Here is a 26,146-nt window from a genome sequence, read left to right as displayed (position 1 = left end):
CCTTGTTAACTTTTCACAAATCAAGATTTCTGGTTAAAACCTCTGCGGATATAATAATCCGTTTTGTTCGATAAAGATCAGGGTCTTTTTCATTGTCAGCGTACCCTACTGGTTCTCCAGCGCCTGTATTTACGAACCAGGAATTTTCTGGCGTGCGATCAACCAATAGTTTTTTGAAATCAGCAGGTTTAATACCTAGTGCTTTAGCCGCTGCATTGTATGTACAGCGAATTTTGGATTTCTTCAGGTAATCTCGGATGATGATAATTTTATCTAGCATTAAAAGGTAATTCCTGGAAAGTTAACGCTTTTGTTTAGCGGCGCACATGTAGCGCAGCGAAATGGGCGTCCGGTGAAGGTGCCAAGGCCGCAGCGAAGCGGAGGTTTTGGTACCGATGATGGCTTTGTCACAACTCGTCTCGTCTCAGTGAAGCTGACTAAAGACTTTCGGGTGCTACTCGGCAATGCCGTATAATATCAAGGCCGGATCAGAGAATGCGCCTCCCCTATTTCCGCCCAATGAGTAATGCGTTGTTTATCCCCATCCCAGAAGTATTTCAAGTGCGGCCCTTGCACAGGAATGGACACAGTTTTCGGTTTAAACGCAGCGATACACTCACTGCCAGGATGTCGGACGCTATTATACAGCAGCCCATTCGATCCCTTGGTGCGCCAGCGGCGAGCAAACTTCTGGCTTAACGCGTAATCATCAGCGTCCGGATTATGCAGATCTGCGAACTCTGGCCCCCGGATGTCGTGCATCTCTAATGCCACGCAACCAACATAGGCTCTCATGGTGAGCTCGATGGATTCTTCATTGGCGGCCGCCATCTCACGCTCTTTGTGAAAAACGGTCTCCCGGATAGCAGCCTCAAGACTGCTGGCTGCATAGTAAGCTCCAAAGTGCCTGTCAGAAAAACGGCTTCCAAAGCCAATGTGCGTGAACGATGCCATCACCGGTGTACTGCCGGGCCCGCTGATCCGGTCGCCCGGTTGCACCAGTTCGATATCCCCAGCTTCGTCACGCAGCCGAGGATTTGTCATACCCTCAATCTCAAACGCCAGTTCATATTCGTCAGGTTCGAAGATGCGCTCGAAAAGGTCTATGGGCGGGTAATGGCTCGGAATGATGCGGTATGCCTCCCACTCAGGAAGGTGCAGCCGAGGGGTGGAGAACATTACCGCCCCCGCTTGGCGTCGAAATATTGGCGGGCCATCATCAGGTTCATCATTGAACCTTGCGTCATGAACTCCATGGCGGACTTGCCGCAAAACGGTACTTCAGACGTTTTCAGGCGGATTCTGCGATTGGCCCGTTCATGAGTTGGGTACAGCAACTGCACGGCCTTGTATATACCAAGGATGTAACTGATGCGCTCCATTGTATCATTGGAGAGCTTGGTGGGGTTGAGTTTTGCGTAATTATAGAGCGTTGTCCTGGATGGGCCACCAAGAAGCCTGCTGCGCTCTTCGGCACTACACCTCCACTCCTCCGTTACCCTGAAGAATCCCTTTAATGCCACGCGCCCTTTCTCAGCCTCGCGGTCACCTTCTGTGCTTCTACGCTCTACGACAGCCGTCATGGTGCACCTCTCAACATACTCTGTCCATATGTGATCAATATAGCATATATAGTACAGATGTTAACAGAGATGGCATTTCCAGTCGGGATGGCATCGCCCGCTTCCAAAGCTACCAATGCCTCGAAAAAATCATCCATCAGCGCGTTATTCAGAGCATTGCAAACCTCCGGACAATTAAGCCGAATCAGCGCTGCAGTCTCACGAAACTTAATCAATATATCGACTTATCTCATCATATATTACAAAGTAAATTATTATAAAAGAACCATAACTACTTGTAATAATTATTATTGAGATTAGGCCTTGAGATCACTCACTCGATTATTTAAAGCAACATGTTGACACATTATTTAAGTGAGGCGTATCTTCAAACGGAATGTAAAAGACCGGCTTCGTGCAGTCTGATACCAATAACAACAAATCGGACACAACAGGTGAATCAGATGGAAACAGGCATCTCGCTCAACCCGGAACGCCGTGCCGCCATGGTTCAAAGCGGCGCCTGGAACGATAAGCTAATCACCGACTACCTGGACGACGCGGTGGCAAACACGCCCGAGCGCGAAGCGATCATCGGTTACCAGGTCACCGAAGACTCCCGTATCGCACTCACCTACCGCGAGCTGAACGACCGGGTCACCCGCATGGCCGCCGGCCTCGCCGGTCTGGGTATCGGGAAAGGCGATGTGGTGGCCTGCCAGCTGCCCAACTGGTGGCAGACGACGGCCCTTCACCTGGCCTGCATGCGTATCGGCGCCATACTCAATCCGCTGATGTCCATTTTCCGCGAGCGGGAGTTGCGCTTCATGCTCCGCCTCGGCGAAGCCAGGCTCATGGTTATCCCCAAGGTGTTCCGGGGTTTCGATTACGAAGCCATGATGGACGGCCTGGTGGAGGAGCTGCCCAAACTGGAAACGCTGCTGGTGATTGGTGGCGAAGGCAATCGCAGTTTTGAGCAGCGCCTGATGGGTACCGCCTGGGAGGAGCAACAGGACACCGCAGCCCTGTTCCGCGAACGCAAACCCTCCGCGGATGATGTCATCCAGATTCTCTACACCTCCGGCACCACCGGCGAACCGAAGGGGGTGATGCACACCTCCAACACCCTGTTCTCCAACGTGCGCCCCTATGCCGACCGACTGCACCTGGGATCGGGCGATTCCGCGCTTATGGCCTCCCCCCTGGCGCACCAGACCGGCTTTCTCTACGGCATTATGATGCCCATCTACCTCGGCTCCACCGTGATTCTTCAGGACATCTGGGACGCCGAGTACGTGTGCAAAGTGATCGCCGCGGAGAAACCCGCCTTTACCATGGCGGCCACCCCATTTCTGGCTGACCTGGTCAAAACAGCCCCCAATCATGAGGGCGAACTCGATTCGCTGCGCATCTTCGTCTCTGCGGGTGCGCCAATTCCCAGCGCGGTGGTCGAGCAGGCCGGCAAGGTTCTTAAAGCGAAGATCATTTCTGCCTGGGGCATGACGGAAAACGGCGCGGTTACCATGACTTGCCCGGAAGATCCCCCCGAGCGTGCCAGCCAGTCAGACGGCAAGACCGTGCCCTGGATGGAAGTGAAAGTGACCGACTTTCAGGGCAACGACCTACCCACGGGCGAGGAGGGAAACCTGCTGGTCCGAGGTGCCAGCCTGTTTGTCGGCTACCTCAAACGCCCTGAACTCTATGGCGTGGATGAAGACGGCTGGTTCGGCACCGGTGACCTCGCCCGCATGGACAAGGACGGCTATATCCGTATCACCGGCCGCACCAAGGATGTCGTCATCCGTGGCGGTGAGAACATTCCCGTTGTTGAGGTGGAAAACCTGCTCTACAAGTTCCCCGGCATCGTCGATGTGGCTCTGGTGGGCTGCCCGGATGAGCGCATGGGCGAGCGCCTATGCGCCTACGTGACCCTCGACGATAACGCCACGGACGTCACCCTGGCCGAGGTTAAGAACTACCTAATTCAACAACAACTGTCCAGGAACTACCTGCCGGAATACCTGGAAGTGATCGAGGCCATGCCCCGCACTGCCTCCGGCAAGATCCAGAAATTCAAGCTGCGGGAACAGGCCAAAGAGGTTCATCTGGAACCAGCAAAGCGCAGCTGACCTTTGAGTCAGACACACAGGAGCAAAGAACTATGAAAGGTCTTAACGGAAAAACCGTCATCGTGACCGGCGGCGGAGGCGGTATTGGCCGCGCGGTCTGCCGGCGCTTTGCCGAGGAAGGCTGCCGGGTAGCGGTACTGGACCGTGACGAGAATGCAGCCCGGGAAACCGCAGACCTCATCTCCGGGGCCGGTGGCACAGCCAGAGCCTACACTGCGGACATAACCGATTACGCCGCCATCATCGACACCGTGGCAGCCATCGAAACCGACTTGGGCGTACCCACCGTGCTGGTAAACAACGCCGGCTTCGACCGCTTCATGCCATTCCTCAAGACCGAACCGGGCCTCTGGGACCAGCTGATTGCGGTCAACCTGACCGGTGCTCTGAACATGCACCATGTGGTGTTGCCGAAGATGGTGGCTGCCGGCGGCGGAAAAGTCATCAATGTGGCTTCCGACGCCGCCCGGGTCGGCTCCTCCGGTGAGTCGGTCTACGCCGCCTGCAAGGCTGGGTTGGTGGGCTTCAGCAAAACTGTCGCACGGGAACTGGCCACCAAGAACGTGTGCTTGAACGTGGTCTGCCCCGGCCCGACCGATACCGCCCTGCTAAAGGGCGTGGCAGAGAGTGCGCCCAACCCGGAGAAGCTGCTGGAAGCTTTCCGCAACGCCGTACCCATGAAGCGCCTGGCCCAGCCAGAAGACTACCCCGGCATCATCGCCCTGCTCGCCAGCGACGACGCCAATTTCATCACCGGCCAGGTCATCAGTGTGTCCGGTGGCCTGACCATGGCCGGCTAAACGCACGCTTTCACGACGACGGAGAAACCATCATGACTTACGAAGACATCCTCTACGACGAGACCGACGGCGTCGCCACCATCACCATCAATCGTCCGGATCGCTACAACGCGTTCCGCGGCCAGACCTGCATGGATCTGATTGATGCCTTTCACCGTGCCGGCTGGAACAAGGATATCGGCGTTATCGTATTCACCGGTGCCGGAGACAAGGCGTTCTGTACCGGTGGCGACCAGAGTGCCCACGATGGCCAGTACGATGGCCGCGGCCTGATCGGCCTGCCGGTGGAAGAACTGCAGCGACTGATCCGGGAAGTACCAAAGCCCGTGATCGCCCGGGTAAACGGCTTTGCCATTGGTGGCGGCCACGTGCTGCATGTGATCTGCGACCTGAGCATTGCCTCCGAAACCGCCATCTTCGGTCAGGTTGGTCCCAAGGTGGGATCTGTGGATCCCGGCTTCGGAACCGCTTACCTGGCACGGGTGGTTGGTGAAAAACGCGCCCGGGAAATCTGGTACCTGTGCCGGAAGTACAGCGCACAACAGGCGCTGGACTGGGGCCTGGTCAACGCGGTCGTACCGCCAGAGGAACTGGATCAGGAAGTGCGGAAATGGTGTGACGAAATCCTGGAGAAGAGCCCGACGGCCCTGACTATCGCCAAGCGCTCATTCAACGCAGACAGCGACAACATAGCCGGCATCGGCGCCCTCGGCATGCAGGCTCTCAACCTGTACTACGACACAGAGGAATCCAAAGAAGGCGTCAGGGCTTTCAATGAAAAGCGCAAGCCGGACTTCCGAAAATATTACAAGTAACGCTTCGATAGCCCGGAGAACACCATGAATTTCGCATTCGATGAAGAACAAAACGCGATCCGCGAGAATGTCGCCCGATTCAGTGCTGAAATTCTGGCTCCGGGCTATCGCAAACGAGATCAGGAAGGGGTGATCGAGCGCTCGGTCATACGACAGATGGGGGAGATAGGCCTGCTTGGGGGGGAACTTCCGGAAGAATTCGGTGGCAGTGGCCTGGATTGCGTCACCATCGGGCTGATCATTGAGGAGATCTCGAGGGGTGATTTCAACGTGGGTTACATCCCGCTGCTGGTCTCCCTGAACGGCCAGATCATTGCCAGCCATGCTGCGCCGGACCTGGCGAAGGAGTGGCTGCACGGCATGATCACTGGCCAGAAGGTAGCCTGCATTGCCCTGACCGAACCCCACGGCGGCTCAGACGCTGCCAACCTGCGTCTGAAAGCGGAGAGAAAAGGTGATGTGTTCGTGCTCAACGGCGAGAAGACCTCGATCTCCATGGCCGACCAGGCCGACGTGGGGGTCGTATTCGCCCGCACCGGCACTGTGGAGCAGCGGGCTTCGGGCATCAGCGCCTTCCTGATACCCATGGACACGCCGGGCATTACCACCACGCGGTTTGAGGATAATGGTCAGCGGGCCATCGGTCGCGGTTCGATCTTTTTCGACAACGTCGAAGTGCCCGCCAAGAATATGATGGGCGATGAAGGCAAAGGCTTCAAACAAGTGATGCAGGGTTTCGATTACAGCCGCGCGCTGATTGGCCTGCAGTGTCTGGCAGTGGCCCAGCAATCCCTGGATGAAACCTGGCAGTGGCTGACTGAGCGTACCGCCTTCGGCCAGAACCTGTCCGCCTTCCAGGGCCTGACCCATCCGTTGGCGGAATACCAGACCTACGTTCATGCCGCCCGCATGCAGTGTTACCATGCGCTCTGGCTCAAGGACAACGACCTGCCCCATAACGCGGAAGCCGCTATGAACAAGTGGTGGGGGCCCAAGCTCGCATTCGATGTGGTGAAACAGTGCCTGCTGGCCCATGGCCATACCGGCTGGGGCGAAGACCTTCCCTTTGCCCAGCGCCTGCGAGATGTTTTGGGCTTGCAGATAGGTGACGGCACCGCGCAAATCATGAAAAATATCATCGCACGCGAGTATTTACCCAAGTGATGCGCCCCGACTCCGCCGTGATACAGGGCGCAGTTGCCAGCGAGCTCTGTGCAGAGAGCGATGTTGACCATACAGGAGACCAGATGATCGTCAACGAATCCGGAGGCATACCTAACAGGCTGTTCTTCCGACTGTTTCAGACCGGGAACATTCTTCAACGACAGGTTCAGAACGAAATGGGCATCAGTGCCGTGCAATGGGCAGTATTAGGCGCCCTGTCACGGGAGGGCTATAATGAAGGCACATCGTTTAACCAGCTAAAGAATTATCTGCATGTCAGCCGGCAGAGTCTGGACGGGGTGCTCAAACGAATGGAGCGGGACTATCATGTGGTACGCGTCCCCGACCCTCAGGATCGGCGCGCCCGGTTGGTGGTGTTAACCGATTCGGGCCGGGAGTTCTGGGAGCAACTTCAGGGCGCCATTGCGGACTTCTATCAACAGGCTTTGCAAGGCTTTAGTTTTGATGACGGAGTCAGCCTGCTGCATCTGCTCAAAAAACTGCAACACGACATGACCAACATATCTTTACCCTTCGGGAGAAACCCGGACTGAGTTACTGAGCGATACCAGCAAATATGAGGCGACTCCCAATCTGTTATGCAACCGTTCTTTACGACTTTTTGGAGCACAGAAAAATTATATCAATCAAGTCGTTACACGGTTCAGCTCAACTGCTCCTGGATGTTACGGGTGGCGTTACTCAGATTGTCGAAAGGATGCATCGTACGATTGCGAGGGAAGTTAACCCGCTGAACCGGCTACGCGACATCGCGGGCGCACCGCCAGAGGAGCGGCGGGGCCGCACTTACCAGGTCATTCAGTCGACCACGTCTATGCTGCAGCACGGACTGCATCAGTCACTCGATAAATTCTCAACGGAAGAAGAGCCCTTACATTCCCCGCAAAGCGTGAAAGTCGCAGCTGCGTTGAACGGAGTATGCGGCGATCACCTGGAAGCCAGCAACAATCCTCTGGCGATTACCATGCATTTCTACAACAGCCATGGCGAGAAAGTTCTGCCTGGCTCAGAAAAGGTCGGTGCCATGATTCCGAATGCCAGCCCACGTATCGTGGTATTGGTTCACGGCTTATGCCTCTCACATGAGTACTGGAAAGGGCACAATGAAGGGAACCTGGGTACAGAACTGCAGCGTGCACATGGCTTCACTCCGCTGTATCTCAATTACAACACAGGCAGACACATTTCCTGCAATGGCAAGGAGTTGAGCAAGCAACTTCAGGCGTTAGTTGAAGCCTGGCCGATTGAAGTCGAGGAGCTGACCCTGATTGGCCATAGCATGGGTGGGCTCGTTATTCGCAGCGCCTGCTGGTACGGCACCGAACTCGGCCAGTCCTGGACGGGCCTGTTGAAAAATGCCCTTTACCTTGGCTCACCTCACCATGGCGCAGCCCTGGCCAAAGCCGGGAATCTGTTGACCTTCGTTATGAAGAAGTTCCGCTACGCCAGTCCGTTTGCTCTGGGCGAGCATACCAGCGCAGGCATCAAGGACCTGCGACATGGCAATTTGCTGGACGATGATTGGGAGGGCATTGATCAGGATGACTTCCACCCGGACTATCGCAAGCCGGTTCCACTGCGAGAAGGAACCCGACACTACTTCATAGCCGCAACTATCGGTAATAACGTATCGGATTTCAAAAGCATGATGGTGGGTGATCTCCTGGTCCGGCTGGATAGCGCCAAAGGGCAACACTCTGATGATTTGAGAAAGTTGTCCATACGCCCGGAAGACTGTCGCGTGTTCGCAAAGCTAAACCACCTGGACCTCCTCGACAACAAGGTGGTGCACGATCAGATACTGGAGTGGTTGGTCTGAATAACAGACCAATAACCCAAAGCAATCTCGGGAGCTACATCGTGCAGGCACCGTCTCACCCAACTTCCTTCTATGCAGCTTCCGCCAATGACACACGGATACGGCCGCCGCTGAAGGAGAATATCAAAACCGATATTTGCGTCATCGGTGCCGGTTACACCGGCATGTCGACCGCCCTGCATCTCGCCGAAAACGGCTATAAGGTTACTGTTCTTGAAGGCAGCCGGATTGGCTTCGGTGCATCCGGCCGCAACGGTGGCCAGATCGTTAACAGCTACAGCCGTGATGTGGATTTTATCGAGAAACACTACGGCAAGCACGTCGGCGCTGAAATGGGCCGAATGGCCTTCGAAGGTGGTCGTATCCTGCGTCGTTTTGTCAAGCAATACGATATTGAATGCGATCTCAAACCGGGCGGAATCTTTGCCGCCTGCAATGCCCGTCAGTTCTCCGAGCTTCAGGCAAAAAAAGCTCTATGGGAATCTCACGGCCACGAGGGACTGCAGCTACTGGACCGCGATCAACTCAACGTGTACGTAGGCTCCAAACGCTATGTCGGTGCCCTGCTGGACCATACCGGTGGTCATTTTCACCCTCTGAACCTGGTACTGGGAGAAGCGGCAGCTTTCGAATCGCTCGGCGGCACTATTTACGAGGGGGCGGCTGCCATCAGCATCCAGGAAGGCGCGAAGGCGATTGTTAAAACTGAATCCGGCAGTGTTACGGCGGACTATGTTGTGGTTGCCGGAAATGCCTACCTCAACGGGCTGATCCCGAAGCTCGAATCCAAGGCCATGCCGTGCGGGACTCAAATCATCACCACAGAGCCGCTTTCCGATGAGGTCCAGAAGCGATTGCTTCCAAAGGATAACTGCGTGGAAGACTGCAACTACCTGCTCGACTATTTTCGGCTGTCTGGCGATGGCCGTCTTATCTATGGCGGCGGTGTGACCTATGGCGCGCGCGAACCGGACAAAATCGAGTCTCTGATCGTGCCGAACATGCTTAAAACCTACCCGGAACTGAAGGGCGTCAAGATCGATTACGCCTGGACAGGCAACTTCCTTCTTACTCTGATGCGCCTGCCCCAGCTGGGCCGTATCGGCAGTAACGTGTTCTATGCCCAGGGTTACAGCGGTCATGGCGTGACCTGCTCGCACCTTGCCGGAAAGGTACTCAGCGATGCCATCCGCGGCCAGGCAGAACGTTTCGACGTGTTTGCAGGTCTGCCCCAGTACAGCTTCCCGGGCGGGCGCTTGCTCCGCATTCCGCTCACCGCCATGGGAGCCTGGTATTACAACATGCGCGATCAGCTCGGCGGGTGATCCAGATTCACAACAGCCCCAGGTAAGCTTCATATTCTACGTCGGTAATGCGCTCGTTAAGCAGACGCTGCTCCTGCCGTTTGGCAGCAGTGTAGACACGCTGAAATTCCTCACCGAGATACTCGCGCAGTACCGCGCTATTCTCGAAAGCGTCAGTCGCATCCTCCCATTTATTGGGCAACATCATAGACTCATCGATCTCCGAGTAGGCGTCGCCTTCAACCGGATCAGTCGGCCCAAGGCCGTTCTCAATGCCGTAAAGAGCACCTGCGAGCACCGATGCCAGAACCAGATAGGGATTGGCGTCGGCACCTGCCACCCGATGTTCAATTCTACGAGCAACGCAGGGACTCTCGGGTATCCGCAGCGCTACTGTCCGGTTCTCGTATCCCCAGCTCGCAAACATGGGAGCGTGAGCCCCAGGCATGAACCGACGGTAGGAATTCTGATTGGGCGCAAGAGTCAGCATGGTGTCGGGCATGGTTTTTAACATGCCCGCCACAGCCTGTTTCATTATGGTGCTGCCCTGCTCAGTGCCATCATCAAAAACATTCTGACCCGCTTCGTCCAGCAGGCTGAAATGAACATGAAAGCCGTTTCCACTCTGATCGGCATAGGGCTTGGCCATAAACGTTGCGGCATAACCATGATTCCGTGAAACGCCACGGACCAGCCGCTTGAACAGGATTGCCTGATCCGCAGCAGACATTGGATCGTCAACATGGTTGAGGTTAATCTCGAACTGGCCGGGGCCCATCTCCGCAACAATGGTATCCGCGTCGATGCCCTGGAGGTCGCAGGCTTCACGGATATCAGCAAAAAAAGCAGAAAACCCATCCATTTCCTCAACTGCGTAACCCTCGGTGTTGGAAAGCCGCCGCCCTCCGTCGGCCAGCAGCGGCGGAATCGGGCGTTGTGTAGTCTCAGACTCGCCATCCATCAGATAGAATTCCAGCTCGGTCGCCATCACCGGGCGCAGACCCCGGGCCCTGAACCTGTCTACAACGCGCTTGAGTACCTGCCGCGGGTCCGCCTCGAATGCTGAGCCGTCCGGATTAAACATCATCGCCAGGATCTGCTCACGGGGGCTTTCTGCCCAGGGCACGGGGATAGCTTTATCACTCACTGGCAGACAAACTCCATCGCTGTCCCCGGTTTCAAAAACCAGCCCGTTATCAAGAACGTCAGCCCCCCAGAAATCAAAGCCGACAACGGATCGAGGCAGTTTTACACCTTCCTTCATGACCTTTTCCATCGCGGTGGAGGGGATCCGTTTTCCACGTAAATTACCGTTCAGGTCGGTAATAAAGAAGTCGAACTCAGTGTTTCTATTAGCTGTCATATGCATCTCGTGAGATTACCGGCATGTCTATAAATGCCCGGAAAACAAACCCCTTAATAACAGCGATGTAGAGGGCTGCGCATTTTTTGCTATCCAAGCAGCAGGATAGCCTTGTGTCGGTTTCACAACCAGACCCGTGGATCCTTTTTCCAACATCAAACAACAATAAGGGCGCGGACCATAACATTCGTGTTCTGGCCCTCGTACCTGTGTTGCTGTCCTATGTAACTTTACTTTACGTCCGTCTAAACTAGGTTCATGAGACTACCAAAACACTCCTCACTGTTGTTCACAGGGCTGATAGCGCCATCCATCACAATGACAGCGTACGGCCAGCCGGCAGCCGATATAGTCGTTACGTCGCCCATTATTGAACGCGCGCTATACGAAACTCCCGCCGCCATGTCTGTGGTCGAGCAAGACTCTATTCGTGAGGGCCAGCCCCGGTTAAAACTGGATGAAACTCTGGGGCAAGTTCCAGGCGTCTTTCTGCAGAATCAGGAGAACTTCGCCCAGGGTGAGCGCATAGCCATCCGTGGATTTGGAGCGCGGGCACCTTTTGGGGTTCGCGGCATTACCATTATGGTTGATGGTATTCCCTTCACACTGCCGGATGGTCAGGCACAGCTGGACGCCATTGATCTGGACAGCGCCGAGCGCATTGAAGTTATCCGGGGGCCGGCCTCAGTTCTGTATGGTAACGCAGCGGGTGGAGTGATCAGCGTAACCACGGTGGATGGGCGCCGTAAGCCCGATGGAACATCGATTCGCGTCACTGGCGGAAGCGATAGCTTTGGCAAGGTCTCAGTGAGCAACAGCCAGAACAACGGCCTCTGGTCACACAGCGTAAGCGCTTCAGCACTTAACTATGACGGCTATCGCGATAATGCCAAGGTAGAAAAATACCTTTTCAATACCAAACTACGCCGGGAGCTTGGTAACGACCGTTCGCTGACGGCCATCATAAACCTGCTGGAGAACCCGCGCTCTCAAGATCCTGGCGCACTAACTGCTGAGCAGGTTGAAACCGACCGATCTCAGGCAGGGCGCTTTACCGAGGAATACAACACGGGGCAAACCGTCGATCAGCAAGTACTTGGTCTGCAATACCAGGATCTTTCTGCGGGGCCGGGTGAATTCCGCACCAAAACGTTCTACATGCGCCGGAACTTCGAGCAACAGCTGCCCTACCCAGGTGACAGCCGCATCGACTACGATCGGGACTATTTCGGGGCAAGCGCCGATTATCGTCAGTCTCTTGAGTTCGCCGGGCTTCCGTTTCGCTATGTCGCGGGAGTGGAGGCACGGGAGCAAAGGGATGATCGTACCCGCCGGGAAATGAGCTTCAACGGCGACCTGCAAGGCCTGACTGCAGACGAACTGCAAACGGCGACCGCTCTGGGCGCGTTTGCGCAAAGCGACCTGAATCTTACCAACCAGTTGATCTTATCCGTTGGCGGTCGTTTCGACCAAATTCGCATGAAGGTCGACGACGATTTTGCCTCGGATGGAGACCAGAGCGGGAACCGCACGTTCCGGGAATGGAGCGGTTCTGCAGGCTTGAGCTTTCATTATCTGGCATCTCACCAGGCATACGCCAATATTAGTACTGCATTCGAAACGCCCACCTTCTCGGAGTTTGCTAACCCATCAGGAGTGGGCGGGCTCAATCCGGAAACTGAACCACAAAAATCTCTCAATCATGAACTGGGACTGCGTGGTGAGTTAGATACCGGCATTGATTATGACCTCACACTGTTCTGGGTTGATGTGCGCGATGAATTGATTCCCTATGAATTGACCGGCCCGGATGACCGGACCTTCTATCGCAACGCCGGGGATACAACCCGCAAGGGTTTCGAGGCTGCCGCCGGTTGGCTTTTTTCACCGAGCTGGCGCGCAGAAACCGCACTCACGCTGGCCAGCTACACGTTTGATGAATACCGTTCGGGAGGCGACGTTTACGATGACAACCGGTTACCTGGCCTGCCTGAGCAAGTCTGGTCCAACCGCCTGACATGGCATGGCCTCGGTGGCCCGTTTGCCACACTGGAGACCCGCTATATCGGCGACATGGTGGCCGACGATGCCAATAACGTAAAAGTCGACGACTACTGGCTGGTAAACCTGCGTGGCGGGAACACCTTATACGCCGGTAGAAATCTTCTTTTGAAAGGCTTTGCCGGCGTTCGCAACCTGGGCGATAAGGATCACTTCGCCAATGTGCGCATTAATGCCAGCAATGACCGGTACTTTGAGCCGGCCTCAGGGCGCACCTGGTATGCAGGGCTCGAGTTCATTTTCTGAAGCCCGAGCCGTTCTCGACAAAGCCACTGCAACGCGCGCCTGTTTCGGGCGGGAAAAGCCCGTTACCAAAGAGTTTTTACGAACGTCTTTGACAAACAGCTAATAACAGGCAAAGGTTCAGAGGTATAGCATGGCCGAAAGCCAAGGAGCGTTTGAGACGTATTCAGTGCGTTGGGCTCTCTAATCGGATACACCGTGGGATTTTCGCGAATGACCTTTGCACGCATTGCCGGCACTGGCTCTTACTTGCCAGAGAACATTGTTACCAACAAAGACCTCGAAAAGATGGTTGATACCACGGACGAATGGATCCGTGATCGCACCGGTATCGAGCAACGACATATTGCTGTTGAGGGCCAGACCACAGTAGATCTTGCGGAACAGGCCGCTCTGAACGCCATAGCGGCCGCCGGCATTGATGCCACCGACATTGACCTGATTGTTTTTGCAACTTCCACTCCGGACAAGATTTTCCCGAGTTCCGCCTGCATTCTGCAAGCCCGGCTGGGCATTCATGGCTGCCCTGCTTTCGATATTCAGGCCGTGTGCAGCGGTTTTGTCTATGCCCTGTCGGTCGCCGACAAGTTCATAAAAACCGGGAGCAGCAAAAAGGCGCTGGTTATTGGTGCAGAAGTGTTTTCCCGGATCATTGACTGGTCGGATCGTGGCACCTGTGTGCTGTTCGGGGATGGCGCCGGCGCCGTGATTCTTGAGGCACATGAAGAAACCGGCATTCTCTCCACGCACATTCACGCAGACGGCCAGTACGAAAAACTCCTCCACGTTCCCTGCGGTATCGCTGACGGCTACGATCAGGTAAAAGCCGGGCTAGCCTTCGTGGAAATGAAAGGTAATGAAGTCTTCAAAGTGGCCGTGAATACGTTGGGCAAAATTGTGGACGAGACTCTTGCTGCCAACCAGATGAAAAAGTCTGATATCGACTGGCTGGTGCCCCACCAGGCCAACCTGCGGATCATTTCTGCCACCGCAAAAAAACTGCATATGTCGATGGACCAGGTGGTCGTTACCGTCCACAAACATGGCAACACGTCCGCGGCTTCAATCCCCCTGGCACTGGACGTCGCCGTCCGCGATGGTCGTATCAAGCGTAACGAGGTCATCATGCTGGAAGCGTTTGGGGGCGGCTTTACCTGGGGATCCGCCCTGCTCCGGTACTAAGCCCTCAGAAGTAATCGAACTCAAGGTGCTGGTAGACACGCCCTGCGTTTTTGCCAGCCAGTTCCTCAAATGTGTCCAGGTACGCCCACTGTGACTGGTCGATGTTGTATGCCTCGTCCAGACCACCGCCACTTTCAAGAATCTCGATAACTGCACTTCTGAGAAACACCAGATACCCTCGGGTTTCCCGAGCGACCATGTCCAGCGTAGTTGGTTCGCCGTGTCCCGGTATGACAGTTTCGGGGTTCAGTTCACTCATCTTGTCGAAGGACTCAATCCAGGCGCCGGTATCCGTATCATCAAAAACAGCCAACAAGCGCTGGTGGAATCCCAGATCCCCGGTGATCAACAGTTTGTCCTGCGGTATCCAGAGCGCAATATCCCCCGGTGAATGGCCCGGGCCAAAATAACGCAGCTCGATTTTCACATCGCCCATATCCAGATCATATCGATCCGAAAATCCGATATCCGGAACGGCGACGTAGGTGCCCTCGGCCTTTTCCTTATTCCGGTTTTCCATGGCTGCCAGCTTGATCTCGCCATGCTCCCGGAACTCTTCGATCGCTGACTCATGAGCAATGATCGGCACTCCCTGATCCCGCCAGTAACTGTTGCCCAGCATGGCGTGCCCCTGGCCGTTTTCATTCACCACGTACTTGACGTCTTTGTCGGTCACGCTGTGGATTGAGTTATGAAGAGCCTTGGCCAGAAGGTAGTTATCGCCCCCATTCATCACCACCACGCCTTTTTCCGTAATGATGAAACTGAGGTTGTTATTGTGGCCGTTATTTTCGTAAGTCCCCGGTGCCGTCTCACCAATGGCGGAATATACACGGTCTGATACTTTAGTCAGCTGAAGCTCGCCCGGGACACCGGCCTCTCCGGCACTCACCAAAATCGGGACAAAAAGTATCAATCCTGAAAGCACATTGCGTAGTGACATTATCCGCTCCCTATACAGCGCCAAAATTACTCCGGTGACTGAAACACCGCCTGCGATAGTGCCGAATCGTCCGGAAGACCAACGATCTTTCGGACCTCACCGCGTTCATCGCGGTATAAAACCGAAGGTGTCGCCGATACTGCCAGCGCCTCCATGAGGCGGTTGTTATTCTCGATTTTGATTCGGAGTGATTCCGGAATCCTATCCGGAGTTTCAAGCCAGTCCCTTGGAAACTGACTGTCGTGAAAATCAAGCTGAGCCACTGGATCCTCTGAGGCTATAACACTTGCCGCCTTGGCCAGGCTGGACGGCTGAATCACACCAACCACAATGTGCCTCAGCTGGATCCCACGCTTCAGAAAAGCCCTGGCCTTTTCTCTGAACACAATGCAATAGCCGCAATTGGGGTCGGTGAAAACGTAGACAATTCGTTTTGCATCTTCGGGTCCTTCAGCAATCCATGTCGCGTGTTCCAGTTTCGCCCAAGCAGCTGTCAGATCCATTTTGGGCAACCAGGCGCGAATATGTTCGGCACTCAGGTCCTGACCAAAGCCGTCCACCATTTTGCCGATAACAACATGCTCGCCATCCGGCATGAGGTACAGCGAAACCGGATGACCATTTCTGCGTCCAACGTAGCCCTCCAGACCACCCGGGGCATTAAACCTGGCTTCAATCTTCAACCCGTCATCAATCAAGACCTGCACTGCGTCCGGGTATTGACCAAAGGCCACCCCAGGCAAACATACAAAAAAGAAAATAACTTTAAGAACATCTCGCACTATATTGTTTTCTCTGTTTTTTGTTACATCAATGGTAGTTAGAGTGGCGCCATTTCCAGGTCCATTTCAACGGCATCTACGCCTGCCTGGGCACACATTTCATCGGTTTCTCCGGACGGGGCTCCACTCACGCCCACACCTCCAACCGTCTCACCGCTCGCCTGTATTGGAATGCCCCCGGCGGACAAAAGAACCTTCTCAAGCTTGCCAACGGAAAATGGCCCAGTGAAACGATCTTCCATGGCGGATGTCTTGTTGCTGAATGTCATGGCGGTGTAAGCCTTTCGGTAGCTGACTTCCAGCGCGAGGTCCATGGCGAGCACATCACGCAGCACCACTTGTGGGTGCCCTCCGCGATCAACCACAGTGACAGCAACCTGTACGCCCTCCTGCCGGCATGTATCAATGGCGGTTTTGGCAATGGTCAGAGCGGTGTCCATGGACAAGCGCTTGATTTCAATCATCACCGGTTGGTCTGTCTCCGCCGCATTGGCCAGTCCCGTTGCTGAGAGTGCTGCTGTAAGCATCAGTGTCGATAGATTGAAGCGCATTGTTTGTTTCCTTTAACAGGCCCAGTGCATCAGGGGCGAACCAAAACATATCCTTGTTCAACTCTCTCAAGAATATGGGCAACACCTACTTGCACAGGCAGACTTTGAGGATGGAGTTCAGGCCTTTCGCCTGACGTTCTCGCGATAGTGTCTATGGTATTCATACAGACTGAGAACCGGACCCCCTGAGCTATCAGGCTGGTAATCTGCTCCCGATGCTTGTTGTCGGCATAGAGCAGTCGCACTCCGGGGCCAAAGGCTGAGATCTCGATATCAATCAGGTCCAGGTCGTAATGTTCCAAAAGGTTGGCGGCCACACTCAGGACGATCGCTTGTTTTTCCGGCTCGTCGTCGCTCAACTGGAGTATCAGAAACTTTTCGGCAAACGGCTTCTCCGGGTTTATCGGCTTGTCCGCGTGGCCGTTCATGCCGACTGACAATAGGGCCAAAAAGATCAGCCCTCTCAGAGTTGCCCTTGGTAAATTCCCGGCAATTCTCATGACGAATAGTCTTCCAGACCCGGGTTATCCTCTACATTTTTAAGGCGGGGCGTATTGAATTTGGTAATTCGGACCGTTTTCTCAGATCTCAGGTAATCAGCGACCACATCCCAGATCGGCCGACCAGGCGCCTTCGAGTTAACGGTCGCCCAACCGGCCACTTTATACATTTTGTCGGCCCTAATGAGCTCTCCGCTATCCAGGCGCATATCGGAAATCCGGCCATTCATGTTGGCCGTCGGATCGCAGGTGTAGTCCATACCACCCACCCTCACCATGTCGCCACCCTGCTGGTAGTAGGGATCTTTGTTGAACAGGTTATCTGCCACATCTTCCATGATCAGTTTCAGGTCGGAACCGGACATTTCACGAACATAGGTTTCCGGATAAGTAATCGCAGTGGCGTTCATTACATCGTCCATCGTGATCGCATCTCCCGGCAGAACCGTGGTGCCCCACCGGAACCCCGGTGACAGAGAAATCTGTGCATCCAGAACCTCCCTCTGGGCATCACAGATCACCTGATCCATGGTTCCGTTGAAGTTGCCCCGCCGGTAAAGCAACTCATCCGAGACGGCGAGTTTCTCACCGAGCTTGTCCATGTAAGGCGCCCGGACTTCCTGGATAAAGCTGCTCATCGATGCGTCTGGCTTGATCAGATCCGAAAAAACCGGCAACAGTTTGTATTCGTACCCCCGAACTCCGCTATCTCCGATATCCAGATCCAGCACAGCTACATACTTGCCATTGGTACCGGCGTTACTGACCAGGGTCTTGCCGCCAGAATTCTTCACAACAGTCGGCTGCGGCACGGCGTCGTGAGTGTGGCCGCCAAGAATTGCATCGATACCGCTTACCCGGCTGGCCATCTTAAGATCTACATCCATACCGTTATGGGAAATAACGACAACGGCATTCACCTTTTCTGTTTCCCGGATTTGGTTAACCAGCGCCTGCATCTCGTTTTCCCGAATACCAAAGCGCCAGTCAGGAATGAAATAGGAAGGATTGGCGATCGGTGTGTACGGAAAGGCCTGACCAATAACCGCGACACGCTTTCCACCGAGCTCACGAATCGAATAAGGCTTAAAAACGCGGCCACTCGCCTCGTCAAAGGACTCGGCACCCATAAACATGGCTTCGTCCGACAGGAAGATGTTCTGGGCCAGAAACTCGCCCTTGAAACCGTTTATGTTTTTCCGGATTTGTTCTTCCGGGTAAGTGAATTCCCAATGCCCCGTCAAGATGTCGATACCAAGACGATTACTGGCTTCCACCATATCCTCACCCTGGGTCCAGTACGCGGTTCCCGATCCTTGCCATAGATCCCCGCCATCAAGCAGCAGCGAATTCCCGGGGCCTGCCTGCTCTCGCAATTGGTCGATGAGTGTTTTCAGATGGGCAAAGCCGCCAAGGCGGCCAAATTCCTGTGCTGCCTCTTGATAATTCAGATAGGTAAACGCGTGAGAACGCGAGGAATGCGCCGGAATCCCGAAGTGCTCGAGGAAATGCGAACCCACAAGATGGGGTACCTTGCCCTTACTTGGGCCAATCCCGAGATTCACATTAGGCTCACGAAAGTACACCGGTAACAACTGGGCGTGGATATCCGTCAGGTGCAGCAAGCGCACATTGCCGAACTTCGGTATGTCGTACAGCCCCTCTCCCCCTTTCGCCAGAGCAAGTTTCGGGGCGAGGCCGGCAATGGCAGCTGCCTGCATGGCTAACAGAAAATCTCTGCGGGAAATCGACACTGTCTTTTCCTCTCTTTGTCGTTATTGGAATCGACTGGCATACCCCACGCCTGGATCAGAGCCGCAGACACAGGGTAAAGCTGCCATTTCCGGAAAGCTCTAACCGCCTATTGCGACATTGCGCCAGACCTTTCCCTGTTGCTTACGCTGGGCCACGGACTCTTCCGCCAGTCTCAGCGCCTCGCTTGCCATAGTTTTCGCTCTCTTGTAGTCACCGCTTTCCGCAGCGGAACTGGCAGCTTTTAGCCGATCCGAGGTCGTGGTCCACTGGTAAGTTCCTGAATCTTTATGGGTGCTCTCAGCCTTCGAGTAGATCTCTTGAAAATCTTCTTTGGGGCCTGCCTGGACGGAAAGCGTTAACCCCATGACCACAATTGCACCGAATGTCGGTAATAGTTTGTTCATTTCGATTCTCCCAACTCCATTCCCGATTATGGACGGGTGGCCGGGCCAACCACTGGCAGGCCGTTGCTCATGTAGGTCAGGAAGTACTCAAGATTTCTGTACTCCGTGCCTTGAGCCGGTAATGGCTCGGCGCGAACGTTGTTATTGCACCCGGCGAAACGCCGATGCAAAGTGCCCAGCTCGCCCCACTTGGAACGGTGAACCGGGAAGTTCGACGGTTGCCCCAGCGTCGGCGACAGCAAGTCTGCACGTATCCAGTTGCCGGCGTTCTGTACGTGGCAGCTGGCGCAGGAAAAGTTCAGCTGCCCCCTTCGGCTATAATAGAATTCCTTGCCATCCTGATAGGCCGCCAGGGCCGCAGGCTCATCCGGAACCTTGATATCGAACTCTTTACCTTGAGAGGTAGAGGCCATGTAGGCCGAGATAGAGGCAATGTCACCTTTCTTGTATCTAAGGGGCTTCTCACCGTTGTCCTCCCGACAGCGGTTGATGGCCAGCTCAAGCGTGATAACTTCTTTCTTCTCCGTATCAAAGTAGGGATAGTTCTGGCGTACACCGATGCCGCCATTTTCAAAACAGCTCGCGTAGGACTTGCCATTGGCAAAAGCGGTCTCGAACATCTCTTTACCGTCCGCTACCGCGAACTCATAGGGTGGAAAATCCTGCAGCGATTCCCATTGGGACCGTCGATCGTCATCCAGTGCGTACTGGCCGTTGACGAATTCCTTGAACGGAACATCGGGGAACCTTTGCTTGAAATACTCAACCACTTCTTTCCGGTCTTCTTCCGGCGAGCTTCCCGCCAGTGCCTGTGGCACGACCAGTGCTGCGCCCAAGGCGACCAGGATGACTTTTGCTTTAAGCATGTCCAATCCTCCTCTGCGGCGGTACAACCCTCCCCCGGGGCCCTGACCGCCAGCAACCGTTAGCCTATCGTCGCTGTGGTTGAATCACTCTCACCTTTATTATCCACCCAGCTGATTGTGAGTTTGTCTCCTTTCTTGGCACCCTCGAACCGGCACTCAAGAAATGGATCCTTCGAAACAGCCGGTCCCCAGTGGGCAACAAACACGTCTTTATCGTTGTGGTTAATGGTCAACACCTGGATGAAATGAGCGGGAATCACATTTCCGGCGGAGTCCTTAACGAACCCCGAATCCATTGGATGCCGAACCAAGGCCTTGAGCGACGTTACTCCGCCGTTTTGTACTGCGCGAACTCTGATACTGGAAGCCATTCTTTCTCTCCTGTCCTGCTAGCGATCAGCCACCGCAGCCGCCAACGGTCACTTTCACATTCTTGGTGGCCTTGTAGGCCTTGCCGTCAGAAATAACCACCGCCACGACATCCGTGGTCTCGGCCATCTTCAGCCGGTTGGATACAAACGGTAGCGTGCCCTCCGGGATCTTGAACGACGCCGCTAAAGCATTCGGGTTCTCCGCAACCAGCAGTGCAATACCTGTCACGTTTGGCAGTGTAGTTTCGACCGTTACCGGCACTACGGCACCGTTCTGGGCGATGGTTGGCAAGTCCACAGAAATCTTGTCAGACTCTTCAGCGTCCATTCCATACAGTTCAGAAATTGTTTCGTCGACGCCGGGCGTGCGGAACGCTTTTTTCGGCCAGTCTGCTGCGCTGGGGGCCATAGCGGCCTCAACTCGAAACGGTACAATTCCGGAACCCAGTGCAAAGCCGGCAACACCCACGCCCAGCACTCCTTTCAAAAAGCCTCTTCGTCTTTCGTCAATCACGGCAACTCCTCCTCCGCTATTTAAAGCGTGTACAAATAATCGACAACCCGGTTGATCTCTTCTTTACTCAGGATCGTGTGACGCCCGAATGGAGGCATCACCGTCACCGGATTAAACTGGGTTTCGTCCCAGAGTCGTTTAAACAACACTTCCCGGTCTGGAAAGCGCGTTTCCATATTCGCCAGAGCCGGGCCAATATTACCGGTCAGTTTGCCGTCATCCATCTGATGGCAGGCCAGACAATTCCCGTCCGAGCGGCTGAATGCCAGCTCTTTGCCACGATCAATGTCGGCCTGGGTCGACTCCGCAAACGCCGACGGTGTAGCGCTCAGTGCAAGTGTGGTTAAACACACGAAAATTAACCCTTTACGCATCACTCAATCCTCCTCGGCACGTTTTAATTGGTCCCGCTTTTTCAGTCATTACTCAGTAAGCCCTTCGTCGAGCGGGCCAGTCGTGCTTGGTGTCAGGTTCTTGCCCACTGCCGAATCTTTAATCTCCACCTCACCCCTGCAATCTTTCATGCAGCGTTCATTTTGGATCCGTGGGCGCGGGTCTTCCCAGATAAAGCCATCTTCGTTGGGCATTTTTACCTTGGGCAATGTGTCCTTATTGGCGACAAAATCTCCGTCCACGATGTAGTTCAAGTTGAGAACATAAGCTGTCAAGGCGTACACCTGATCGTCAGTCAGAGACTGCGGCGCAAAGAACGGCATGGCCCTGTGGATGTAATCCCAGAGAGTGCTGGCATAAGGCCAATAGCTACCCACCGTCTTTTCCGGGCGATCTTGCGCCAGGCTCCCATCGCCGCCGGCTAGCTTGGGAAACCGCCCCATACCTTCTCCGAAGGCGCCGTGACAGGATGAGCACTGGGTTTCGAAGACATTCATGCCATCGTCCACAGAGCCGCTGCCTTCCGGCAGTCCTGTTCCATCCGGACGAATATCAATATCCCACCCGGCAATCTGATCCTCGGTTGCGGGCTCGCCATAGCCGTAGTGCCCGGCTGGTTCGGCATGACTAACCACGGCCAGCGTGACTAACAGCACCCCGGAACCGAAACCGATCAAGACTCGCGCCGTTTTTTCAAACCTGAACATTGTTCACACTCCCATCCGGCTTCACCTGCCAGGTCTGGATCGCATTCTTGTGGTAAATAGAATTGGTGCCGCGAACTTCTTTGAGCTGCGTCAGTGTGGGCTGCACATAACCGGTTTCATCGATTACCCGGGACTGCAGCAAGGCGGGATTGCCGTCCCATTTCCACTCAAGGGAGAATCGTGTCAGTGATTTCGACATCACCGGCTCTCGCAACTGCGCCTGTTTCCAGTTGCGCCCGCCATCTACTGAAACATCCACTGCCTTTACCTTGCCGCGCCCACTCCAGGCGATGCCTTCGATCTGGTAAATACCACTGCCACGCAGAGGCATTTCCGGGCAAGGAGAGGTAATAACCGACTTGGCTTCCATGACCCAGGTGAACCCATGCGCCGTGCCATCCGACATGAGGTCGGTATACTTGGAGGTTTCTTCCCGTTGCATCCATGGCTTGTCGCCGACTTCCAGACGGCGCAACCACTTCACATGGGTGTTGCCTTCCCAGCCTGGTACCACAAGTCGTATCGGATAGCCCTGTTCCCGTCTCAGTGCCTCGCCATTCTGGGCATAGGCCACAATCACATCGTCCAGGGCTTTTTCCATCGGAATGCTACGTGTCATCGCTGCCCCATCGGCGCCCTCAGCCAGCAGCCATTTGCCTTCCGGCTTCATGCCCACGTCCTGCAACAGGGTCGAAAGCCGGACGCCCGTCCATTCCGCACAGCTCACCATGCCATGGAGAAATTGAAGAGAATTCAACTGCGCACCGCGCCATTCCATCCCTCCGTTTGCGGGGCATTCAATAAAGTTGATCTGCGAGACGCTTGGAAATCGCTGCAGGTCTTCCATGGTGAGAATGATTGGCCGCTCGACGAGACCGTGAATCATCAAGCGATGCTGTTGGGGATCCACTTCCGGACGCCCCGCATGGTGGCGTTCGAAGAACAAACCGTTCGGCGTGATAATGCCTTTCAGGTGTTGAAGCGGCGAAAAGCTGATCGAAGACGTCTTCTCAGCGGTAAGCCAGGGAACGTTCCGTCTGATCACGTCTTTCTCGAAGGGAGAAGGAACACCGTAAGGGTCCGTAACAACTCCGGGCCCGAGGGTACGGGTCCAGGATGGAATCTCTGGCGGATATTGAGTTTCTGTGGCACCGAGTCGCGGAGAAAGACCCGCCAAGGCTCCTCCAACCATGGCACCACCCGCAGTGAACAGGCCATTTCTCAGGAAACGCCGGCGTTCATTCGAGGGTAAACGTTCTGACTCTTCAAGAGCGATTCGGGAAACGTCCTGAGTAAGCCGGCGGAGCTTGCCGAACATATTGTCATCCTCCTTCGATGCCCTCTTCGGGGCAGTCGACCGGCATCCAGTGTTCAGACTGAAAGGCGGACTTGTTGTTTGTGTTATAAGGATATAACTTATTTATAGACACCTAAGATGCAGGTTACAAGTTCTTTTTCAGTACTCTTTCATTCGACTGAAAGCCCGGATTTTCCGGTTAAACCTTGTCAAAACACAAAAATTTCAAACAGTCCATATGGTTACAAATCAACCAAAAATGCTAAGAGGGACGAAAAATGAGCTATTTCACCAGTAAAATTGTTGGTTTTTTGCTCACCCTGGCCGGGGGATCGATTGTTTTCCCGGGAATGGTTCTGGCCGAATCTGATTCGCCCTACCCGGACATCTCAGTCCCTTTTGGCCCGGAATCGGTAAACGCTGATAATGTTTACTATTTTAAAGGTCAGTCTGGAGTACCCAGTGGAGCCAACGAGGGCTTTACCTCGAATGCAGGATTCGTGATAACCGAAGATGGAGTGGTGGTCTTTGATGCCTTGGGAACACCGAGCCTGGCCGCCGCCATGATCCGGGAAATACAGAAGCTGACTGACCAGCCCGTGATCCACGTAGTGGTCAGTCATTACCACGCCGACCACATATACGGCCTTCAGGCATTCCGTGAATTGACTGATGCCGATATCATCGCTCAGGAAAGCTCCAACCTTTACATCACCAGCCCTGACGCTAGACAACGCCTTGAGCAACGACAGCAGGCTCTGGGCCCCTGGGTTAATGAAAAAACGCGGGTGATTCCGCCGGATGTCACGTTCAAGGATGAAACATTCCTGGAATCCGGTTCGTATAAGTTCAGCATCTACCACGCAGGACCCGCCCATGCGCCGGACGACAGCATGATGATGGTTGAACCCGGGGGTGTGCTGTTTTCGGGAGATATTATTCAGAACGGCAGGGTCCCGTTTCTGAACAGCGACGAAGTTGATACCGGAAACTGGATGAAGGCTATCGAAAAGGTCCGGAAACTGGAGCCAAAGGTACTGATACCCGGCCACGGGCGTGCTTCCCCGAACGCAATGGAAGCTCTGGATTTTACTTACAATTACCTGTCATTCGTGCGCAGTAAGATGAAAGACGCCGTGGAAAACTGGGTGCCTTTTGAGGATGCCTATCAGCAAACAGACTGGTCCAGCTATGAGTCGCTGCCGGCTTTTGATGCATCAAACAAGGCGAATGCCTATCGGGTTTACCTGGACATGGAAAAAACTGCTCTCGGGAGTGAATGACCACTACCGGGCCGGCTCACGGCCGCCCGGTTGGTAGGCTTTTATCTTGAACTGAGACGGATACAACAGCACCTCAATGCGTCGGTTTTTTCGACGACTGCCTGCATCGATTTCCTCAACCAGCGGTCGGGTATCCGCAAAACCCACTGCCTGCATACGGCTGGGATCGATACCGGCCTCTCTCAACACGCGCACCGCTGACGCAGCCCGTGACGCCGATAACTCCCAGTTGGTTGGATACAAACTCTGCAAGGCAGGAGCAATGGAGCGGCTGTCGCTGTGCCCCTGAATACTGATCAGGTGATCCGGAAAGCTTTTCAGTGCCTCAGCGAGCAACGTCAGCGTGTGCCGGCCGGCTTTACCGATTCTGGCAGAACCGGAATTAAACATGATGCTCTCCGGCAACTTGATCACGGTGGTGCCATCTTCCAGCCGGGACACCAGATTTTCCTTTTCATGACTCAGGGATTGCAGCCGCGACTGAAGGTTATCGGTTGCCGCTTTTTCCTGCGCCATCCGGGCTTCCAGCTCGTTGATTGTCTCAGCGGCAGACTCGCTGCGAGCTTGCTGAAGTGCGAGCTGCTCACGTGCCTGTTGGTATTGCTCGGCAACAGACTGACGCTGACCGGTCGCTTGCGTTAACTGCGTCGTCAGATCGTCAATCTGGTTTTGGGCGCCACCTTGTTTTGCCAGTACAGCGTTCAGGTCCGACGTCAGTGCGTCGCGTAGCTGGGATAAGTTCTCAACGTGTTTGCTGGCTGCAGCCAGCTGCGCCTTATGAGCAGCGATCTGATCCCGGCTCTGTTTGAGCTGACTACCCTGCTCGGCGACCTGCCCCTCCCGTTCGGCCAACGCCGCAAGGGCTGTTTCCAACTGGGCCTTGAGCTTCTCAACCTGCTGTTGCGCAGTCTGCAAGTCGGCCTTGGTCCCTGCCACCGTCTGACGCAGGCGGTTGAGTTCGGATTCCAGTTTATCCGCACTGCTGGTGCGATGTTCGAGCCGCGCCCGAGCCGTCGTCAGCGCCTCCTCGTTTTGTTGCAGTTGGCTACGCAAATCTTCCGCATTGGATTCAGCGGTCGAGCGTGCATCGGTCAGCTGCGTTATATCCGACTGCAGGGATCGGTAGCCGTATAGTCCCAGCCCGCCTGCCAGAATCAGTACCACTACCAGTCCACTGTTTACCCAACCTCGGCGCGACATCACTCACCCTGCCTGTGTTTTATGACGACATATCGGTAAGTCTAGCAGAGTCTATTGAACAGCATTGAGGGGTAATCAGGACAAATGTTGTGTCAGGCACGCTCCATTCTGTACACT

At 54.8% G+C, this 26,146-nt stretch carries 27 protein-coding genes; 10 read left to right on the top strand and 17 right to left on the bottom strand.

Features of this window, described 5'->3' with window-relative positions:
* Nucleotides 1–13: 13 nt before the first annotated feature.
* From BUA49_RS13470 to BUA49_RS13460, 3 genes are all read right to left on the bottom strand, one after another.
* Nucleotides 14–280: a hypothetical protein gene (locus tag BUA49_RS13470; protein WP_072798482.1), complete on the bottom strand. Its 267-nt coding sequence runs from the start codon at nucleotides 278–280 to the stop codon at nucleotides 14–16.
* A 197-nt stretch (nucleotides 281–477) separates the two neighbouring features.
* Nucleotides 478–1,179 (bottom strand): RES family NAD+ phosphorylase, encoded by a 702-nt coding sequence (locus tag BUA49_RS13465; RefSeq protein WP_072798480.1) that lies wholly within the window; start codon nucleotides 1,177–1,179, stop codon nucleotides 478–480.
* Complete coding sequence (locus BUA49_RS13460) at nucleotides 1,179–1,583, bottom strand: antitoxin Xre-like helix-turn-helix domain-containing protein (protein ID WP_072798479.1); 405 nt, start codon at nucleotides 1,581–1,583, stop codon at nucleotides 1,179–1,181. The genes BUA49_RS13465 and BUA49_RS13460 overlap by 1 nt, the downstream gene beginning before the upstream one ends.
* A gap of 443 nt (nucleotides 1,584–2,026) precedes the next feature.
* On the opposite strand from BUA49_RS13460, the gene BUA49_RS13455 reads away from it, so the two are divergent.
* From BUA49_RS13455 to BUA49_RS13425, 7 genes are all read left to right on the top strand, one after another.
* Complete coding sequence (locus tag BUA49_RS13455) at nucleotides 2,027–3,691, top strand: AMP-binding protein (protein ID WP_072798477.1); 1,665 nt, start codon at nucleotides 2,027–2,029, stop codon at nucleotides 3,689–3,691.
* A gap of 32 nt (nucleotides 3,692–3,723) precedes the next feature.
* Nucleotides 3,724–4,491 carry an SDR family NAD(P)-dependent oxidoreductase gene (locus BUA49_RS13450; RefSeq protein WP_072798476.1) on the top strand — a complete coding sequence of 256 codons (768 nt, stop codon included), beginning with the start codon at nucleotides 3,724–3,726 and terminating at the stop codon, nucleotides 4,489–4,491.
* 32 nt (nucleotides 4,492–4,523) lie between these two features.
* Nucleotides 4,524–5,306, top strand: a complete 783-nt coding sequence (locus tag BUA49_RS13445; protein WP_072798474.1) for an enoyl-CoA hydratase-related protein — start codon at nucleotides 4,524–4,526, stop codon at nucleotides 5,304–5,306.
* Between the two features lie 24 nt (nucleotides 5,307–5,330).
* The gene (gene aliB / locus BUA49_RS13440) at nucleotides 5,331–6,470 is read left to right on the top strand and encodes a cyclohexanecarboxyl-CoA dehydrogenase (protein WP_072798472.1); all 1,140 of its coding nucleotides are present in this window, start codon (nucleotides 5,331–5,333) and stop codon (nucleotides 6,468–6,470) included.
* An 83-nt stretch (nucleotides 6,471–6,553) separates the two neighbouring features.
* Nucleotides 6,554–7,024, top strand: coding sequence for a MarR family winged helix-turn-helix transcriptional regulator (locus tag BUA49_RS13435; protein WP_072798694.1), 471 nt, complete (start codon nucleotides 6,554–6,556; stop codon nucleotides 7,022–7,024).
* 164 nt (nucleotides 7,025–7,188) lie between these two features.
* Nucleotides 7,189–8,310 carry an esterase/lipase family protein gene (locus BUA49_RS13430; RefSeq protein ID WP_228704491.1) on the top strand — a complete coding sequence of 374 codons (1,122 nt, stop codon included), beginning with the start codon at nucleotides 7,189–7,191 and terminating at the stop codon, nucleotides 8,308–8,310.
* A gap of 41 nt (nucleotides 8,311–8,351) precedes the next feature.
* Nucleotides 8,352–9,635, top strand: coding sequence for an NAD(P)/FAD-dependent oxidoreductase (locus BUA49_RS13425; RefSeq protein ID WP_072798470.1), 1,284 nt, complete (start codon nucleotides 8,352–8,354; stop codon nucleotides 9,633–9,635).
* A 7-nt stretch (nucleotides 9,636–9,642) separates the two neighbouring features.
* Here the strand turns inward: BUA49_RS13425 and BUA49_RS13420 are convergent, their stop codons facing one another.
* Complete coding sequence (locus tag BUA49_RS13420; RefSeq protein WP_072798692.1) at nucleotides 9,643–10,977, bottom strand: glutamine synthetase family protein; 1,335 nt, start codon at nucleotides 10,975–10,977, stop codon at nucleotides 9,643–9,645.
* A 258-nt stretch (nucleotides 10,978–11,235) separates the two neighbouring features.
* On the opposite strand from BUA49_RS13420, the gene BUA49_RS13415 reads away from it, so the two are divergent.
* Nucleotides 11,236–13,284, top strand: coding sequence for a TonB-dependent receptor family protein (locus BUA49_RS13415; protein WP_072798469.1), 2,049 nt, complete (start codon nucleotides 11,236–11,238; stop codon nucleotides 13,282–13,284).
* Nucleotides 13,285–13,494: 210 nt separating this feature from the next.
* Nucleotides 13,495–14,463 (top strand): beta-ketoacyl-ACP synthase III, encoded by a 969-nt coding sequence (locus tag BUA49_RS13410; RefSeq protein WP_072798467.1) that lies wholly within the window; start codon nucleotides 13,495–13,497, stop codon nucleotides 14,461–14,463.
* 4 nt (nucleotides 14,464–14,467) lie between these two features.
* Here the strand turns inward: BUA49_RS13410 and BUA49_RS13405 are convergent, their stop codons facing one another.
* From BUA49_RS13405 to soxC, 12 genes are all read right to left on the bottom strand, one after another.
* A complete protein-coding gene (locus BUA49_RS13405; RefSeq protein WP_084063587.1) occupies nucleotides 14,468–15,406 on the bottom strand; it encodes an MBL fold metallo-hydrolase in 939 nt (312 codons plus the stop codon).
* Between the two features lie 26 nt (nucleotides 15,407–15,432).
* Nucleotides 15,433–16,188: a thiol:disulfide interchange protein DsbG gene (gene dsbG / locus BUA49_RS13400; RefSeq protein WP_228704490.1), complete on the bottom strand. Its 756-nt coding sequence runs from the start codon at nucleotides 16,186–16,188 to the stop codon at nucleotides 15,433–15,435.
* 38 nt (nucleotides 16,189–16,226) lie between these two features.
* The gene (locus BUA49_RS13395; protein ID WP_072798465.1) at nucleotides 16,227–16,739 is read right to left on the bottom strand and encodes a GlcG/HbpS family heme-binding protein; all 513 of its coding nucleotides are present in this window, start codon (nucleotides 16,737–16,739) and stop codon (nucleotides 16,227–16,229) included.
* Nucleotides 16,740–16,768: 29 nt separating this feature from the next.
* Complete coding sequence (locus tag BUA49_RS13390) at nucleotides 16,769–17,188, bottom strand: DsrE family protein (RefSeq protein ID WP_139248788.1); 420 nt, start codon at nucleotides 17,186–17,188, stop codon at nucleotides 16,769–16,771.
* Nucleotides 17,189–17,235: 47 nt separating this feature from the next.
* Nucleotides 17,236–18,993 carry a thiosulfohydrolase SoxB gene (soxB, locus tag BUA49_RS13385; RefSeq protein ID WP_072798461.1) on the bottom strand — a complete coding sequence of 586 codons (1,758 nt, stop codon included), beginning with the start codon at nucleotides 18,991–18,993 and terminating at the stop codon, nucleotides 17,236–17,238.
* Between the two features lie 99 nt (nucleotides 18,994–19,092).
* Complete coding sequence (locus BUA49_RS13380) at nucleotides 19,093–19,398, bottom strand: hypothetical protein (RefSeq protein ID WP_072798459.1); 306 nt, start codon at nucleotides 19,396–19,398, stop codon at nucleotides 19,093–19,095.
* A 26-nt stretch (nucleotides 19,399–19,424) separates the two neighbouring features.
* Nucleotides 19,425–20,264, bottom strand: a complete 840-nt coding sequence (gene soxA, locus BUA49_RS13375) for a sulfur oxidation c-type cytochrome SoxA (RefSeq protein ID WP_072798457.1) — start codon at nucleotides 20,262–20,264, stop codon at nucleotides 19,425–19,427.
* Between the two features lie 59 nt (nucleotides 20,265–20,323).
* On the bottom strand, nucleotides 20,324–20,635 hold the full coding sequence (gene soxZ / locus BUA49_RS13370; RefSeq protein WP_072798456.1) for a thiosulfate oxidation carrier complex protein SoxZ: 312 nt from the start codon (nucleotides 20,633–20,635) through the stop codon (nucleotides 20,324–20,326).
* A gap of 25 nt (nucleotides 20,636–20,660) precedes the next feature.
* Nucleotides 20,661–21,149, bottom strand: a complete 489-nt coding sequence (gene soxY / locus BUA49_RS13365) for a thiosulfate oxidation carrier protein SoxY (RefSeq protein ID WP_072798454.1) — start codon at nucleotides 21,147–21,149, stop codon at nucleotides 20,661–20,663.
* Between the two features lie 20 nt (nucleotides 21,150–21,169).
* Nucleotides 21,170–21,523 carry a sulfur oxidation c-type cytochrome SoxX gene (gene soxX / locus BUA49_RS13360; protein WP_072798452.1) on the bottom strand — a complete coding sequence of 118 codons (354 nt, stop codon included), beginning with the start codon at nucleotides 21,521–21,523 and terminating at the stop codon, nucleotides 21,170–21,172.
* Nucleotides 21,524–21,571: 48 nt separating this feature from the next.
* A complete protein-coding gene (locus BUA49_RS13355) occupies nucleotides 21,572–22,249 on the bottom strand; it encodes a c-type cytochrome (RefSeq protein WP_072798450.1) in 678 nt (225 codons plus the stop codon).
* A complete protein-coding gene (gene soxC, locus BUA49_RS13350; protein WP_072798448.1) occupies nucleotides 22,236–23,567 on the bottom strand; it encodes a sulfite dehydrogenase in 1,332 nt (443 codons plus the stop codon). Before soxC ends, BUA49_RS13355 begins: the two co-directional genes overlap by 14 nt.
* A gap of 257 nt (nucleotides 23,568–23,824) precedes the next feature.
* Between soxC and BUA49_RS13345 the strand changes: the two genes are divergently transcribed.
* Nucleotides 23,825–24,829, top strand: a complete 1,005-nt coding sequence (locus tag BUA49_RS13345) for an MBL fold metallo-hydrolase (RefSeq protein ID WP_217650425.1) — start codon at nucleotides 23,825–23,827, stop codon at nucleotides 24,827–24,829.
* Nucleotides 24,830–24,832: 3 nt separating this feature from the next.
* Here BUA49_RS13345 and BUA49_RS13340 read toward each other — a convergent pair whose 3' ends face one another.
* The gene (locus BUA49_RS13340) at nucleotides 24,833–26,029 is read right to left on the bottom strand and encodes an OmpA family protein (protein WP_072798446.1); all 1,197 of its coding nucleotides are present in this window, start codon (nucleotides 26,027–26,029) and stop codon (nucleotides 24,833–24,835) included.
* Nucleotides 26,030–26,146 lie beyond the last annotated feature (117 nt).

This window comes from Marinobacter antarcticus (assembly GCF_900142385.1).
GTDB lineage: Bacteria > Pseudomonadota > Gammaproteobacteria > Pseudomonadales > Oleiphilaceae > Marinobacter > Marinobacter antarcticus.
Note: the sequence above shows the minus strand (reverse complement) of the source record. Positions and strands in the feature narration are given on the sequence as shown.

Excerpts from the sequence above, each read along its gene's own strand:
- BUA49_RS13470 (WP_072798482.1), bottom strand. The coding sequence starts at position 280 with ATGCTAGATAAAATTATCATCATCCGAGATTACCTGAAGAAATCCAAA.
- BUA49_RS13465 (WP_072798480.1), bottom strand. The coding sequence starts at position 1,179 with ATGTTCTCCACCCCTCGGCTGCACCTTCCTGAGTGGGAGGCATACCGC.
- BUA49_RS13460 (WP_072798479.1), bottom strand. The coding sequence starts at position 1,583 with ATGACGGCTGTCGTAGAGCGTAGAAGCACAGAAGGTGACCGCGAGGCT.
- BUA49_RS13455 (WP_072798477.1), top strand. The coding sequence starts at position 2,027 with ATGGAAACAGGCATCTCGCTCAACCCGGAACGCCGTGCCGCCATGGTT.
- BUA49_RS13450 (WP_072798476.1), top strand. The coding sequence starts at position 3,724 with ATGAAAGGTCTTAACGGAAAAACCGTCATCGTGACCGGCGGCGGAGGC.
- BUA49_RS13445 (WP_072798474.1), top strand. The coding sequence starts at position 4,524 with ATGACTTACGAAGACATCCTCTACGACGAGACCGACGGCGTCGCCACC.
- aliB (WP_072798472.1), top strand. The coding sequence starts at position 5,331 with ATGAATTTCGCATTCGATGAAGAACAAAACGCGATCCGCGAGAATGTC.
- BUA49_RS13435 (WP_072798694.1), top strand. The coding sequence starts at position 6,554 with ATGATCGTCAACGAATCCGGAGGCATACCTAACAGGCTGTTCTTCCGA.
- BUA49_RS13430 (WP_228704491.1), top strand. The coding sequence starts at position 7,189 with ATGCATCGTACGATTGCGAGGGAAGTTAACCCGCTGAACCGGCTACGC.
- BUA49_RS13420 (WP_072798692.1), bottom strand. The coding sequence starts at position 10,977 with ATGACAGCTAATAGAAACACTGAGTTCGACTTCTTTATTACCGACCTG.
- BUA49_RS13415 (WP_072798469.1), top strand. The coding sequence starts at position 11,236 with ATGAGACTACCAAAACACTCCTCACTGTTGTTCACAGGGCTGATAGCG.
- BUA49_RS13410 (WP_072798467.1), top strand. The coding sequence starts at position 13,495 with ATGACCTTTGCACGCATTGCCGGCACTGGCTCTTACTTGCCAGAGAAC.
- BUA49_RS13405 (WP_084063587.1), bottom strand. The coding sequence starts at position 15,406 with ATGTCACTACGCAATGTGCTTTCAGGATTGATACTTTTTGTCCCGATT.
- BUA49_RS13395 (WP_072798465.1), bottom strand. The coding sequence starts at position 16,739 with ATGCGCTTCAATCTATCGACACTGATGCTTACAGCAGCACTCTCAGCA.
- BUA49_RS13380 (WP_072798459.1), bottom strand. The coding sequence starts at position 19,398 with ATGAACAAACTATTACCGACATTCGGTGCAATTGTGGTCATGGGGTTA.
- soxA (WP_072798457.1), bottom strand. The coding sequence starts at position 20,264 with ATGCTTAAAGCAAAAGTCATCCTGGTCGCCTTGGGCGCAGCACTGGTC.
- soxZ (WP_072798456.1), bottom strand. The coding sequence starts at position 20,635 with ATGGCTTCCAGTATCAGAGTTCGCGCAGTACAAAACGGCGGAGTAACG.
- soxX (WP_072798452.1), bottom strand. The coding sequence starts at position 21,523 with ATGCGTAAAGGGTTAATTTTCGTGTGTTTAACCACACTTGCACTGAGC.
- BUA49_RS13355 (WP_072798450.1), bottom strand. The coding sequence starts at position 22,249 with ATGTTCAGGTTTGAAAAAACGGCGCGAGTCTTGATCGGTTTCGGTTCC.
- soxC (WP_072798448.1), bottom strand. The coding sequence starts at position 23,567 with ATGTTCGGCAAGCTCCGCCGGCTTACTCAGGACGTTTCCCGAATCGCT.
- BUA49_RS13345 (WP_217650425.1), top strand. The coding sequence starts at position 23,825 with ATGAGCTATTTCACCAGTAAAATTGTTGGTTTTTTGCTCACCCTGGCC.
- BUA49_RS13340 (WP_072798446.1), bottom strand. The coding sequence starts at position 26,029 with ATGTCGCGCCGAGGTTGGGTAAACAGTGGACTGGTAGTGGTACTGATT.